This is a genomic window from Acidobacteriota bacterium, assembly GCA_016713675.1.
GTDB lineage: Bacteria > Acidobacteriota > Blastocatellia > Pyrinomonadales > Pyrinomonadaceae > OLB17.
Genome location: JADJOS010000001.1, coordinates 844,719 through 859,083, shown reverse-complemented (window position 1 = coordinate 859,083; position 14,365 = coordinate 844,719). Strand labels below are relative to the sequence as shown.

Annotated in this window: 9 protein-coding genes and 3 pseudogenes; 6 read left to right on the top strand and 6 right to left on the bottom strand. The window is 56.2% G+C overall.

Features of this window, described 5'->3' with window-relative positions; genetic code table 11:
• Positions 1-12: 12 nt before the first annotated feature.
• Positions 13-630: a methylthioribulose 1-phosphate dehydratase gene (gene mtnB, locus IPK01_03880; protein MBK7932632.1), complete on the bottom strand. Its 618-nt coding sequence runs from the start codon at positions 628-630 to the stop codon at positions 13-15.
• A 149-nt stretch (positions 631-779) separates the two neighbouring features.
• On the opposite strand from mtnB, the gene IPK01_03875 reads away from it, so the two are divergent.
• Both IPK01_03875 and IPK01_03870 read left to right on the top strand, forming a co-directional pair.
• Positions 780-1,019, top strand: a complete 240-nt coding sequence (locus IPK01_03875) for a DUF433 domain-containing protein (protein MBK7932631.1) — start codon at positions 780-782, stop codon at positions 1,017-1,019.
• Positions 1,016-1,378 (top strand): annotated as a pseudogene (locus IPK01_03870) (DUF5615 family PIN-like protein). Before IPK01_03875 ends, IPK01_03870 begins: the two are co-directional and overlap by 4 nt.
• A gap of 4 nt (positions 1,379-1,382) precedes the next feature.
• On the opposite strand, the gene acs reads toward IPK01_03870, so the two are convergent.
• Positions 1,383-3,335, bottom strand: coding sequence for an acetate--CoA ligase (acs, locus tag IPK01_03865; GenBank protein MBK7932630.1), 1,953 nt, complete (start codon positions 3,333-3,335; stop codon positions 1,383-1,385).
• 79 nt (positions 3,336-3,414) lie between these two features.
• On the opposite strand from acs, the pseudogene IPK01_03860 reads away from it, so the two are divergent.
• From IPK01_03860 to IPK01_03845, 4 genes and pseudogenes are all read left to right on the top strand, one after another.
• Positions 3,415-4,927 (top strand): annotated as a pseudogene (locus IPK01_03860) (xylose ABC transporter ATP-binding protein).
• Between the two features lie 64 nt (positions 4,928-4,991).
• Positions 4,992-5,720: a hypothetical protein gene (locus tag IPK01_03855; protein MBK7932629.1), complete on the top strand. Its 729-nt coding sequence runs from the start codon at positions 4,992-4,994 to the stop codon at positions 5,718-5,720.
• Complete coding sequence (locus IPK01_03850) at positions 5,717-6,127, top strand: hypothetical protein (GenBank protein ID MBK7932628.1); 411 nt, start codon at positions 5,717-5,719, stop codon at positions 6,125-6,127. Before IPK01_03855 ends, IPK01_03850 begins: the two co-directional genes overlap by 4 nt.
• A gap of 270 nt (positions 6,128-6,397) precedes the next feature.
• A complete protein-coding gene (locus tag IPK01_03845; protein MBK7932627.1) occupies positions 6,398-7,810 on the top strand; it encodes a tyrosine phenol-lyase in 1,413 nt (470 codons plus the stop codon).
• A 9-nt stretch (positions 7,811-7,819) separates the two neighbouring features.
• On the opposite strand, the pseudogene moaA reads toward IPK01_03845, so the two are convergent.
• From moaA to IPK01_03825, 4 genes and pseudogenes are all read right to left on the bottom strand, one after another.
• A pseudogene (gene moaA, locus IPK01_03840) lies at positions 7,820-8,807 on the bottom strand (GTP 3',8-cyclase MoaA).
• Positions 8,808-8,844: 37 nt separating this feature from the next.
• Positions 8,845-9,501 (bottom strand): hypothetical protein, encoded by a 657-nt coding sequence (locus IPK01_03835; protein MBK7932626.1) that lies wholly within the window; start codon positions 9,499-9,501, stop codon positions 8,845-8,847.
• Between the two features lie 188 nt (positions 9,502-9,689).
• On the bottom strand, positions 9,690-10,442 hold the full coding sequence (locus IPK01_03830) for a DUF1730 domain-containing protein (GenBank protein ID MBK7932625.1): 753 nt from the start codon (positions 10,440-10,442) through the stop codon (positions 9,690-9,692).
• Positions 10,443-10,510: 68 nt separating this feature from the next.
• Positions 10,511-14,326, bottom strand: a complete 3,816-nt coding sequence (locus IPK01_03825; GenBank protein MBK7932624.1) for a TonB-dependent receptor — start codon at positions 14,324-14,326, stop codon at positions 10,511-10,513.
• Positions 14,327-14,365: the final 39 nt, after the last annotated feature.

The window sequence follows — 14,365 nt, the reverse complement described above, 5'->3', positions numbered from 1 at the left end:
TTGCATTATTTATTAATTTGATCCGCGACTTTGAACCTCAAACAGATGTTCGAATATCTCGACGTGGCGGCGGGTTTCGGCGACGGTTTCTCCCCAGGTGAAGAGGCCGTGTTTGCGGATGTAGATGCCGTGGATATTGCCGGCGTCGTGGAGGACGTTTTCGATGACGTGCGACTGGGCGATGTGGTCATGCGAATTTTCGATGATCGGGATCGTTTCGGTGTGGTCGTATGACGCGACATCGGCGACGCCTTTGAGGACCTCGTAGCCGGTTAGTTTTATCGCGCCATCGGCGTAGAGACGATCTGCCAAAAGCGTGCCCCAGACCGAGTGCGTATATAGAATGCAGCGAGCCTTGGGCCGCAGGCGATAGATCGACAGATGCAGCAAGGTCTCGTCCGAAGGCCGCCCGAAGCCCTGCAATATCTCAGCGTCATCATCTATCTCGAGAAAATTCGTCTCGTCAAACTTACCGCTTTCATTGCCTGCAGGCGTCAAACAAATACGCATCGGCCGCCGCGCAAGCAGCACGCTAAAATTCCCGCTCGTTCCGGCAGACCAACCCCGGCGATAGAATTCGCGGCCGGCCTCGGCGAGTTGTTGTGTGGGGGAATTATCGGATTCGGACATAGTAGTTCTCCGTAAATGCCATTGCGATACGTAGAGCTTAAGTTTGAGTGTTTTCGGAAAGTTTTTCAATAAGTAACTTTGCGTGCGGAGAAATAGTCGGCCTAAAAAACGTTCAAATCGTGATATTCTAAGCTTTGAGGTGCAATGTAATGAACTGGCGAAATCGAATTTCAATTGACCCTGCGGTCTGTCACGGTCAGGCCTGCATTCGCGGAACGCGAGTTTTGGTTTCGGTGATACTCGACAATCTCGCCGCAAATATCCCTGTAGATGAGATCCTCAAAAGCTATCCATCGCTTGAGCCTATTGATATTCAGTCCGCGATATCATATGCCGCAGAACTATCAAAGGAGCGTGTTTTTGTAATTCCTGAAACCGCAATCGCGTGAAATTTAAGATCGACGAAAATCTTCCCGCTGAAGTCGCCGAGCTACTTCGAACCTCCGGTTTTGATGCCATGACGGTTTTCGACCAGAAATTGGTGGGGGAACCCGACGAACTAATTCTCTCGGTGTGTCAGGCCGAGGAACGAGTACTCATAACTGTGGACATGGATTTCAGCGATATTAGAGTTTGTCCACCAGAGGAGCACTTTGGCTTGATCGTGCTTCGCTCACGTCAACAGGACAAACATTCGCTCCTCGAATAAACCAAGAAACTCATACCGGCATTTAAGAGCGAGAGTCCAGTCGGAAATCTGTGGATCGTGGACGGCAATCGGATTCGGATCCGAGGCGGTTCGGCGTAATGTTCTATTCCTCATCTTCCCGTAATTTCTCCAAAACCGACATGTCTTCGAGAGTTGTGGTGTCGCCGGCGACTTTACCGCCTGAGGCTAGCTCACGGAGAAGCCGGCGCATGATCTTGCCGGAGCGCGTTTTCGGCAGCATGTCGGTGAAGCGGATGTCGTCAGGTTTGGCGAGAGCACCGATCTCGTGGGCGACGTGTTTGCGCAAGATCTCTTTGAGTTCGTCATCGCCTTTGCGGCCGCCTTCGAGGGTGACGAAGGCGGAGATGGCCTGGCCTTTGATCTCGTCGGGGCGGCCGACGACAGCGGCTTCGGCGACTGCCTCGTGCGAAACGAGGGCTGATTCGATCTCGGCGGTGCCGAGGCGGTGGCCGCTGACGTTGATGACGTCATCGACGCGGCCCATGATCCAATAATAGCCGTGCTCATCGCGGCGGGCTCCGTCGCCGGCGAAATAGAAGGGCGGGATCTCGGACCAATAAGCCTCTTTATAGCGTTCGTCATCGCCCCACAGGGTACGGAGCATCGACGGCCACGGGTGCGTTGCGACGAGGTAACCGCCTTCGTTCACACCGACGCTCTTGCCGGCCTTAGTGACGACATCGAGGAGAATTCCAGGAATCGGACGGGTCGCGGTGCCGGGCGTCGTCGGCGTCGCACCGGGCAGCGGTGAGATCATGATCGAGCCGGTCTCGGTCTGCCACCATGTGTCGACGATCGGGCATTTACCTTTACCGATGATGGCGTGATACCACATCCAGGCCTCCGGATTGATCGGTTCGCCGACCGTTCCAAGCAATCTTAGGCTCGACAGGTCGTGTTTGAGCGGATATTGCTCGCCCCATTTGATGAATGCTCGGATCGCAGTTGGGGCGGTGTAAAAGATGGTGATCTTGTGGCGTTCGATGATATCCCAAAAACGGTCGAATCCGGGATGGTTCGGCGCGCCTTCGTACATAAAGACGGTCGCACCGACGGCGAGCGGACCGTAGACGACGTAGCTGTGGCCTGTGACCCAGCCGATGTCGGCGGTGCACCAATAGATATCGTCGTCCTTGAGGTCGAAAACGAGCTTGGCTGTGTACGCGGTCTGCGTCAGATAACCGCCGGTCGTATGCAGGATGCCCTTGGGCTTGCCGGTCGTGCCTGAGGTGTAGAGGATAAAGAGCGGGTTTTCGCTGTCGAGCTCCTCGGCCGGGCAATCGGCGGAGACGGTCTTGGTCAGTTCGTGCCACCAATGATCGCGGCCGGGCATCATCGAGATCTTGGAATTTGTCCGCTGAAAGACAATGACATTCTCGACGCCGGGGCATCCCGTCACGGCTTCGTCGACGATCTCCTTGAGCTTGATCTCGGCTCCGCGGCGAAAACCGCCGTCGGCCGTGACGATGAGTTTAACGCCGCAATCGTTCACACGGTCGCGGATCGCGTCGGCCGAAAATCCGCCGAAAATGACCGTGTGCGTCGCACCGATCCGCGCACAGGCGAGCATCGCGACCGAGAGTGCCGGAATCAGCGGCATATAGAGAGCGACGCGGTCGCCGGTCTTAACGCCGAGGCTCTTGAGGACGTTGGCGAAACGCGTAACCTCTTGATGGAGCTGGAGATAAGTGATCGTTTTGATCTCGCCCGTCTCGCCTTCCCAGATGATCGCGGCCTTGTTTTTACGCGAGGTCGTCAGGTGCCGGTCGAGGCAGTTGTACGAAATATTGATCTTGCCGCCGACGAACCACTTGGCAAACGGAGCGTCCCAATCGAGAACCCTGTCCCATTTCCTGAACCAATGCAGTTCCTCAGCCTGCTTTGCCCAAAAGCCTTCGGGATCGGCCGCCGCCTCGGCGTACAGACGGTCGTACTCGTCCATGCTCTTGACGTGGGCATTCGCCGCAAAGTCATTCGGCGGATGAAAAAGGCGATGTTCGTTGAGCGTCGATTCGATAGCGATTGGTTCGGACATATGAGGAATTATAGTGTATTTTGGAATCGCTTTCTAAGCGTGTAAAATCGGCGAAGAAATTATCTCTGCTTTACACTCTATGTCACTGCTCGAAATGCGCTCCATTGTGAAGGAGTTTCCCGGGGTCAAGGCTCTGGACGGCGTGAGTTTTACGCTCGAGGCGGGCGAATTTCATGCGCTGGTCGGCGAGAACGGTGCGGGCAAATCGACGCTGATGAAGGTGCTGTCGGGCGTCTATCCGTACGGGACTTACGAGGGCGATATCTTGATCGACGGAGCGATTTGCACGTTCTCGAAGATCCGCGATTCGGAGAACGCGGGCGTTTCGATCATTTTTCAGGAGCTGTCGCTCGTCAAGGAACTGACCGTCGGCGAGAACATCTTTCTCGGCAAAGAGCCCGCGACATTTGGCGTGATCAATTGGTCGGAGCTTTATCACCGGGCTACGAAGCTGCTGAGCGACCTCAATCTGGACATCGACCCACGCGTTCCGGTCGGGAATCTTGGCATCGGGCAGCAGCAATTGGTCGAGATCGCCAAGGCACTTTCGAAGGACGCAAAAATTCTCGTTCTTGATGAACCGACGGCCGCACTCACCGAATCGGAGGTCGAGACGCTGTTCGGCATTCTCGCAAGACTTAAAGCTCGCGGCGTAGGGATGATATATATCTCGCACAAGCTCGACGAAGTTTTCCGCATGAGCGACCGCATCACCGTGCTTCGCGACGGCAAGACGGTCGGCACGCATTTGGCCGCGGATCTTACCAAAGACAAGGTCATCTCTGCGATGGTCGGGCGTGAGGTCGGTGATATCTTCCCGAAGCCGGAGCATGAATTTGGCGAGACGGCTTTTGCGGTGTCGGGGTTGACGGTTTACTCGGTCGATCGGCCGGACAAGGCTCTGGTGAGCGACGTTTCGTTTGGCGTGCGAAAGGGCGAGGTGCTAGGCATCGCCGGGCTGATGGGCGCCGGGCGGACCGAACTGCTGATGGGTATTTTTGGTGCGTGGAACGGCAAATACGGCCGTCAGATAACGATCGACGGCAAGGCGGCGTCGATCGGTTCGCCTGCGGATGCGATCAATCAGGGCATCGGTTTTGTGACCGAGGACCGCAAGCGGTTCGGCCTGATCCTCGAGCAAACAGTTCTCGACAACATGACGCTCGCGGGGCTGAAAGAGATCTCGGGCCGGTTCCTGACAAATCGAACCCGCGAGAGCATCGCCGCGAGCGGGCCGATGAAAAGTTTACGGATCAAGGCAAATTCGCCGCTGACGATCGCCGGAACGCTCTCCGGCGGCAACCAGCAAAAGGTCGTGCTCGGCAAATGGCTGCTGACCAATCCGAAAGTTCTATTCCTCGACGAGCCGACACGCGGCATCGACGTTGGCGCCAAGCAGGAGATCTACGCCGAGATCAACCGTCTTGCCAAAGACGGGAATGGCGATCGTCCTCGTCTCGAGCGAACTGCCCGAGGTTCTGGGGCTCTCGGACCGCATCATCGTCCTCCACGAAGGCCGCATGACCGGCGAATTTACCCGCAGCGAAGCAACACCGGAAAAAGTGATGGCAGCGGCGACGGGGAATCAATGAAGATTTGAAGAAAAGGAACAAATAGAACGCCGATCGAACGGATCAAGCGGTAAGATAAAAACTTTTGACCACATCATCGCTGCGGGCGTATATCATGATCGCGGTGCTGGGGCTGATCTGGATGTATTTTCATTGGGCGACGGACTCGATATTCTTGACGCCGCGGAATCTTTCCAATCTGATGACGCAGATGTCGGTGACGGGTATTCTGGCGGTCGGGATGCTGATGCTGATCGTTTCGGGCAACATCGATCTGTCGGTCGGTTCGGTGCTGGCATTTGCGGGCGGCATCGCGGCATTTGCGTTAAGCGAAGGTTACGGGCTGCCGGCATCGGTCATGCTGGCGATCGTCGTCGGTGTGGCGGTTGGGCTGTTTCAGGGGACGCTGACGGCGTATCTAAATATTCCGGCGTTCATCGTGACCTTGGGCGGGCTGCTCGCGTGGCGTGGCGCCGTAAAATGGCTGCTCGGCGGCAACACGATACCGATCTCTGACGATACTTTCAAGTTCATCGGCCAGGGTAATCTGCCTGCTGTGGTCGGTTGGGTCCTCGCTGTGGCGGCGGTCGCGTTCGTCATTTTTATGGCTATCCGCAAGGCCCGATCGGTCAAGACCTACGGTCTGGGCGAAGCGAATTACACCGCCGAATTGCTCAAGACGCTGATACCGATCGGTGCGATCATCGCGTTTATCTTTGTGATGAACACCGAACGCGGCGGGGCGATCGAGGAAAGCGGCGTGCCGGTCCCGGTGCTTATTTTGCTGGCGGTCGCCCTCGGCGGAGGTTTTTGACGACATCGACGACGTTCGGGCGATACCTGTACGCGATCGGCGGCAATGCGGACGCTGCACGGCTCTCGGGCATCAATAACAAACGAAATGTGCTTAAAGTGTATGCCATTCTCGGTGCGTTGACGGGCGTGGCTGCATTGATATTCACCGCACGCGTCGGCAGTGGTGCACCGGACGCGGGAACCCTTAAGGAACTCGATGCCATCGCCGCCTGCGTCATCGGCGGAGCCAGCCTGATGGGCGGCCGCGGCACCATCTTCGGTGCATGTCTCGGAGCGCTCATTATGGCCAGTCTTGATAACGGAATGTCGCTGCTCAACGTCCGCGATTTTATGCAGGACATCATCAAAGGCTCGATCCTCGTCGCCGCAGTCGGACTGGATATGGCCGGGCGGAAGCAGGGCTAGAGAGAGCCGGAGAAGTGGAAACGGCCTCTTTCTTATCGCCTTTTCTCCTGTTCCCCTCTTCTCCTGTTTATCCTTACGCGGTTGTGTCGCGCGTCACTTTTCGACTACCGGTTTAGACATATAATCCAAACGTATATCGGAGCGGCGGTCGACGGTCGATTGCTTTTCGCCAGGTCGGACCGGTCCCGGGTTTCATCACATGTGAGCCCTCACCAGATCCAACCGACATGTCTCTCACGCCGCTCGCCGAAATACGAGGAGAACGGGGATATGTCACCAAATACACTTTTAACAATCGGACAACAATTCAGCCGCCGTTCGTGGGCAGAACCGTGGAAGATCAAGATGGTCGAACCGCTCAACATGAGCACCCGCGAAGAACGCGAACGGGCCCTGACGGACGCCGGATTTAACACATTTCTGCTGCGTTCGGACGACGTCTATATCGATCTGCTGACCGATAGCGGAACCGGAGCGATGAGCGACCGGCAGTGGGCCGGGATGATGCTCGGCGACGAAGCGTACGCCGGCAGCCGCAATTTTTACCACCTTGAGTCGGCGGTCCAAAAATTCTACGGCTATAAATTTATCGTGCCGACGCATCAGGGCCGCGGAGCCGAGCACCTCATTAGCAAGGTCGCGATCAAGCCGGGCCAATACGTGCCGGGGAATATGTATTTTACGACGACGCGGCTGCATCAGGAGCTAGCGGGCGGAATATTCGTGGACGTCATCATCGACGAGGCACACGACCCGCAAATACTGCACCCGTTCAAGGGCAACATCGATCTCGACAAGCTCGAAACGCTGATCAAGCGTGAGGGAGCCGGCAATATCGCCTATGTCAGCGTCGCCGGAACGGTCAACATGGCCGGCGGCCAGCCCGTCAGCATGAAAAACATCCGGGATCTGCGGCATATGACCGACCGCTACGGCATCAAGCTCTATCTGGACGCGACGCGGATGGTCGAGAACGCATTCTTCATACAGGAACGCGAAGCGGGCTACGCCGATATGTCGATCGCGGAAATTTTGCGGGAATTCTGCGGCTACACTGATGGTGCGTGGATGAGCGCGAAAAAGGACAGCCTCGTCAATATCGGCGGCTGGCTGGCGGTCAACGACGAAGAGATATTTGAAGAACTGCGCAATCTCGTCGTCGTTTTCGAGGGCCTGCACACCTACGGCGGTCTGGCCGGACGCGACCTCGAGGCAATGGCCATCGGCATCGCCGAAAGCGTGCAGGACGAGCATATCCATTCGCGGATCGGTCAGGTCCGATATCTCGGCGAACTGCTGACGACATGGGAGATACCGATCGTTCATCCGGTCGGCGGCCATGCGATCTTTCTGGACGCCAAGGCGTTCTATCCGCAGCTCGAACAGATCAAGTTTCCGGCCCAGACACTGGCGGCTGAGCTGTATCTCGATTCAGGCATTCGTTCGATGGAACGCGGCATCGCTTCGGCCGGACGCAACGCCAAGACCGGCGACCATAATTACCCTAAACTCGAGCTCACGCGGCTGACCATCCCGCGCCGCGTCTATACGCAGGCACACATGGACGTCATCGCCGAATCGGTCCGAGCCGTCTACGAAAACCGCGACCAGACCCGCGGCCTGAAAATGGTCCACGAGCCGAAATACCTGCGATTTTTCCAGGCGAGGTTTGAGCGGTTATAGATATGGGGGCTATCCGCCGATAAAACTCATTGTCCTGGCCGGTTGGACGAAGTCCGCGTCATTTATGTGGTGACGCGGTTCTTTTTTTAGGACGACGGATTCGATGAATTCGACGATCTCGGTGCGGGTTGCGCCGCTGCGGACAACGTCGCGGAGGTTGTGTTCGGTGGAGGAGAACAGGCAAGTGCGGATCTGGCCGTCGGCGGTCAGGCGGATGCGCGAGCAGGCTCCGCAGAACATCTCGGTGACGGGTGCGATGATGCCGATCTCGCCGGGGGCACCGTCGGCAAATTTGTATTTCCAGGCGGTCTCGCTGCCGCGAGTGAGGTTGACGGGGACGAGCGGATAGACGGCATTGATCGTCTCGAAGATCTCGCGGCCGGGGACGACCATGTCGCGGCTCCATTCGTGGCCGCTGTCGAGCGGCATGAATTCGATGAAGCGCATCGAGATGTCGTATTCACGCGCGAAACGGGCGAAATCTACGAATTCATCATCATTATGGCCGCGGATGACGGCGGCATTTATCTTGACGGGCGAAAACCCGTGCTGCTTGGCGGCGGCAATGGCAGCATAGACCTTGTCGAGGGCGTCGACGCCGGTGATCTTTTGGAATTTGTCGCGGCCGAGGCTGTCGAGGCTGATCGTGACGCGGTCGACGCCGGCGTTTCTCAAGCCTTCGGCATGACGCGGGAAGTCGAATCCGTTTGTCGTGAGCGATGTCTAGGAGGTGCGACTTGAGTTTCGCGAGCTGCTCAACGAGTTTTGGTACGTCCTTGCGGATCAGAGGCTCGCCGCCGGTCAGACGGATCTTTTCGATCCCGAGAGAGACAAAGATATCAGCGAGATAGGCGATCTCTTCGAACGAAAGGATCGTTTCTTTGCGCGCGAGCGGCGGTTCGCCGTTGGGCAAGCAGTAGAAACAGCGGAAATTACATCGATCTGTCAGCGAGATGCGCAGATCGCGAATTGTCCGATTGTGAGCGTCGCGAAGCATTACCACAATGATACAGGAACAACGCTCGAATTTCGTCTTATTTGTATCCTTCTTCGATCTGCTTGAGCTGGGCAAGTGCTTTTGCGGTTTCGGGATATTTGGTCTTTGAAAAAATGCCCCTCAGATCTTTAATGGCCTTGGTAAATTCAGCGTCGTCTCCGGCTTCGATCGCCATCATAGTTTTTCTTTGCCGAGACCGCATCATCGGCCATATATCCAAGTGACTTGACGGTCTCTTGAACGCCTTTCGGCTGTATTTTCCGTTTGGGTAAAGCGAAAGGTATTCGCCGTAGGTCATACGGACGACCGAAAGGTGACACGGGATATAGCCCTCACATTCGCCGGGCAATTGATTCTCGGCGGCGGTCCAAGCGATCTGATCGGCGATCGGCAGAGTTTTGTATTTTTTCTGCAGATCCCAAAAACGGTCGGAGCGGACGTACCATTCGCCAGCGGGTTCACTGTAAACGATGTCCTTATCGTTTCGTTTGAGAAATGAACGGTGCGGTTCCTTGTTCTGCCGATCCATCGGGATCTTACGCAGGGCAGCTTGCAGGTTAACTAGGCGTTTGTATTCCTTGCTTGCGGCTGACTGGGCCGCGGTCTGTGTGGCGGAAAGGCCCGCGAAAACCAGAATCGAGGCTGCTATCAAAAGTGTGTGAGCCAATACTTTCTTAGATATTGCTGATGCCATTAAATGTCTCCTGAGAGGTTATTTTTATAGATCTTGCATTTCGTTTGAGTCCGCCGAGCTTAGAGCGTTTCATCGCGGAGCGGCGAAATCGCTCGACGTATTCGTCGTGCGTCATCGTGATCACACTATCCAGAACGAGCGAGGTCTCGTTTTCTCGCGGTTCAAATCTCGTTTCGTCCGTCTGACTTTCAAAGCGGTTCCATGGGCATATGTCCTGACATATGTCGCAGCCGTAGATCCAGCCATCTTGATGTTCGGCGATCTCGCGGGGCAGCGATTCGCCCCGCAGCTCTATTGTCGCGTATGAGATGCATTTTTTCGAATCGACGAGGTAAGGTTCGATTATGGCCGACGTCGGGCACGCATCGAGGCAAGCGGTGCATGTTCCGCAGTGATCGACGACGGTCTCGCTGGCCGTACTCGAGATCGATATTCAGGATGATCGAGCCGATAAATATCCAAGAACCGATCTCGGTCGTGATGACGTTTGAGTGTTTGCCGAGCCAGCCGATGCCGGCACGCACAGCCCATGCCTTATCCATCATCGGAGCGGTATCGACGCAGATCTTGCCATCGGCCGACGGTTCGTTGACCTTTATCCATGCCAATAGTTCCTTTAGCTTTTCGTGAACGACATCGTGATAATCGTCGCCCCAGGCGTAGCGTGAGATCTTGCCGCGGCCTTGGGCCTCGTCGTGTTTGTGATCTGTGTAATAGTTTTGAGCGACGACGACGATCGATCGGGCACCGGGAAAGAGGACGCGCGGGTCGGTGCGCTTCTCGAGGTTGGCCTCCATCCATGTCATATCGGCGTTCAAACCGCGAGTGAGCCATTGGTGCAGGTTGGCGGCTTCGGCATCGAGGGCATCAGCAGCGACGATGCCGGTCTTTGAAAATCCGAGCTCACTCGCTTTGTCTTTGATCCGGTTGGATAGGTTCATTGAGAAAAGAAAAACGGCCGAACAGCATCTTACTGTCCGGCCGTAATTTTATGTTCTAAGCCAACGGCCTAGAAGCTGAATTTTGCTCCGAACTGGAACTGACGTGCATCGTAAGCGGCGGTCGGACGGCTGTAGTAACGGTTGCCTTCCGCACGCTGGTTAAACGAATTTACGTCGGTGAAGAACGGCGAAGCCGAACCCTCGTTGAAGCGGTTGAAAAGATTGAACCCTTCAGCGATCAAGTCGAGGCGGAAACGCTCGCCAAAATTGATCGCACGTGAGATACGCAGATCGACCGACGAGAACGCATGTGTTTTGCCCTTATTGCGTCCGAGGCTGCCCACGCCGAACACGAGCTGTCCCTGTGCATTGAAGTCGAACAGCGAACACGGCGATCCCGGTGCGATCGAGCCTGTTCCGGTTGCCGGTGTCGAAGGGACACATAATGTTCCGTCGGGCCTGACATCCGGACGATCGGTCTGGCTCGATTGGTCGTTGTTTGCGTCCACATTCGTGATGATGTTGAACGGACGGCCGGACGAAAACTCGATGATCGGTGCGACCGTGAAATCAGCAAGGAACTTCTGCAGAGCGTTGCCCTTTCTCCAGCGTGTCGGTGACGACAAGAGGCCGCTGAATACGAATCGGTGCCGCTGGTCAAAGAGTGAATCGGCTTTTTCCGCTCCAAAGTTGTTCACATCCTGAGCAATGAGCAAGGTCTGCAGATCGGACGAATCGTCGATCGAATGTGACCATGTGTAGCTCGCCAGGAATGTGAGGTTATTGGCAAAGCGACGCTTGAGCTCGACATTCATCGCGTTGTAGTTCGACGAACCGTCAGAGACCTGAGCGTTGACGCTGCCGAAAGGCGTGAGCGTTCCGGGTGTGCGCAAGCTGCCGCCGAGCTGCGAATCGAGAACCGCCTTGGTTACCAAACCACCCGAGAGGGCTTGTGCCAGGAAGTAGTTCGGTGCATTCGGACGGAAGAAGTTGGCGATCGCCGGAGCGACGACGCGTCCGTTCGGACACTGTGCCACCATTCCCGGGATGACCACGAAACAGCCGACGCCGGTCGCCGTTCCCGGAGCCGTCGAAGCGATCGAGAATGCAACTGCCGCCTGTGTGGTGGTCGGAAGTGCTCCGCCGAAGAAGCGTTGGAAATTCTGGATCTGCAACGCCGAGTTTGGAGTGTTCAGATCGGTCGGATGCGGCAGGTTCTTGGCGTCAACGTAAATGTAGGTTGCAGAGATCGACGTGTCACGATTCAACTGACGCTCGATCGATAGATTTGCCTGAATGGCCGATGCGTACTCAAAGTTGGCCGCGATCGGAAGTGTGAACGGCAGAACAGCACCAAAGCCGGTGAATGTCTGATCGTTAAAACGCTGACGGCCGAACTGATACTGGGACGAAGCCGCAACACCCGGTGTAATTACAGCACCGCAGATTGCTGCACTTGAGCCCTGAGCACCGCAGACCGTTCCGTGGAAAACCTGAGCGGCATTAAAGAGCGATGTCGGGGCCGGGCTGCCGGCTGTAAGAACGGCCTGCTGCTGTTGAGCGGCATCGGCGATGTCTGAGTTGAAAGCGGCTACGAGGAGCGGATGATCGTAATAAAGTCCGATCGAACCGCGGGTCACGGTCTTGCCGTCGCCTGCCCAGTCATACGCAAAGCCGAAGCGAGGTGCCCAGTTGTTGGTGTCACGCGGAAATCCCTGCTGAACGCCGACAGCATTTTGAGCGGCAAGGATGTCTGACGATGCCAGATTGATACCGGTCAGCGGATCGCGGAAACCGACAGGAGCGATCGTCTCGGTAAACTCGATATCGTAACGCATACCGTAGTTGAGCGTCAGACGGTCGTCAACTCTCCAGGTGTCCTGAACGAAGAATGCCAGCGGCTTATTCTTGATGACCGAATCAGGATTACCGAATCCCTGAATGTAGGTCGACGGAAGCCCGAGGCCATAGCTCTGGACCGGAGTGAAATCCGGAAGGCCGGCAAATCCGGCGTTCAGGTTGCTGGCCGCAAAGTTGCCGAAGTTGTAGAGTCCGGCGAAGTTGAGTTCGAAATGGGCCCTTGGGATGCTGACGAAATTGATATCGCCGCCGACCTTGAGGGTATGCGAACCGATGGTCCAGCTAAAGTTATCCATTAACTGGAGCCGCTTTTCGATACGTTCGACCGGCGAAAACAGCTCGCGGCCGATGAACGCGGTGCCTGAAATGTTGTAGGCGACAGCGTCACCGTTCTGCGACCTGAAAGTGGTGTCGCGTTTACCGTAGCTGAGGCGGATCTCATTCGACATATTCGCGCCGATGATAGAGTTGCCGGAGACGTTGAACGAGAAGTCTCTGACGGTCGTCACGCCGGTTCGCGAAAAATCGTTCTGGCCGAGCGACTGGTTCTGCGATTCGACCTGTATTCCCGTCAGGTCGATGGTATTATAGCCGGCACGGATCGAGATCTGGTTGTTCTCGTCGACGTTGTGGTCGCCGCGAACGGTGAAATAATTTGCACGTTCAGAGACCGGGAAGATCCGTTGGAGACCGTTGAGCGGACGAAATGCGATCGGCAAGCCGGAGGCATTTGTCGCAGTAAGCGGAACCGGAGCACCGCTAAGCAAAAATCTGGGGCCGATAGCACCAGGGCCGATAGGCGAAATCGCCGGGCAAACGCTGCCGTCGTTCGGACTGGTCAACGGGTTGGCTCCGAGCAGTGCCGTTTGGCCGCCGCTCGACGCAAAGAAAGCATATGCACGGGCCGCACATATGTTGGCGGCAACGCCGGAATTGACCAGGGCGTTGATCGCCGCAGCCTGTTGAGAAGTAAGATTGACGAATGTCCGGGCAATCGGATTGACGCCGGCGATGACCGGGATCGTCGCCGATGATGTCAAATTGCCAACCACATCACTGGTGAAAAAGCCTGACTCGTCGCGTTGACGGCGTTCAAATGCTCCGAAGATAAATGTTTTGTCTTTGATGATCGGCCCGCCAAATGTGGCTCCCCACTGCGTACGGCGGAAATCAGGCTCCGCGATCGGAGAAAAAGCGTTACGGGCCTGGATACTCTTGTCACGGATAAATCCGAAAACATTACCGCGGAAATCGTTGGTCCCGCGTTTGGTGACGACGTTAACGACGCCGCCCGTGGCACGGCCAAACTCGGCGGTGTAAGAGTTTGTGGCGACCTGATATTCCTGGACGGCTTCCATCGAGACCGTCGAACGGGCCGCGTTGATCGAGTTATCCGTAAAATCGGCTCCGTCAACGTTGACCTGAGTCGAACGTCCGCGTTGTCCGCCGATGTTCAAACCTGAGGTCGGTGCAGGGCCGATAGGGCGGCCATTGTCGCGGCCGACCGTCGAGAGCGTGAGAGCAAAGCCGGTCGCACTTCGTTCGTTGATCGGCAAATTAATGATCTTTTGTTGGTCGATCGTATTCGAAACGCCGGATTTTGAAGTTTCGACGAGCTGTACGTCGTCACCGGTGACGTTGACAACAACGCTCGTTTCACCAAGTTCGAGCTTGATCGTGAGATTCGCACTTTGTCCGACGGTCAGTCTGACGCCCGAGATGACGCTTGTTTTGAACGTCGCGGCCTCAGCGGTCACTTCGTATTCACCCGGAGGCAGGCCTACTATCGTGTATTGGCCCTGTGAATCGGTCGTGGTGTTGCGGCTGATGCCGGTTGCCAAGCCTTTGGCCCGGACAGATGCGCCGGCAACGACGGCTCCGGTCGGATCGGTGACCGTTCCGGTCAGGTCGGCGGCGTTTGATTGGGTCTGTGCGAAAGCCGACAATGCAAAAAGCATTGAAACAGCGAAGAACAGACCAATTTTAGTGGCCGCCGCTGTCACGTTTGACGGAAATACTCTCATTCTTTTTTTTCTCCTTTAGACTATTAATTCGTTCGATCT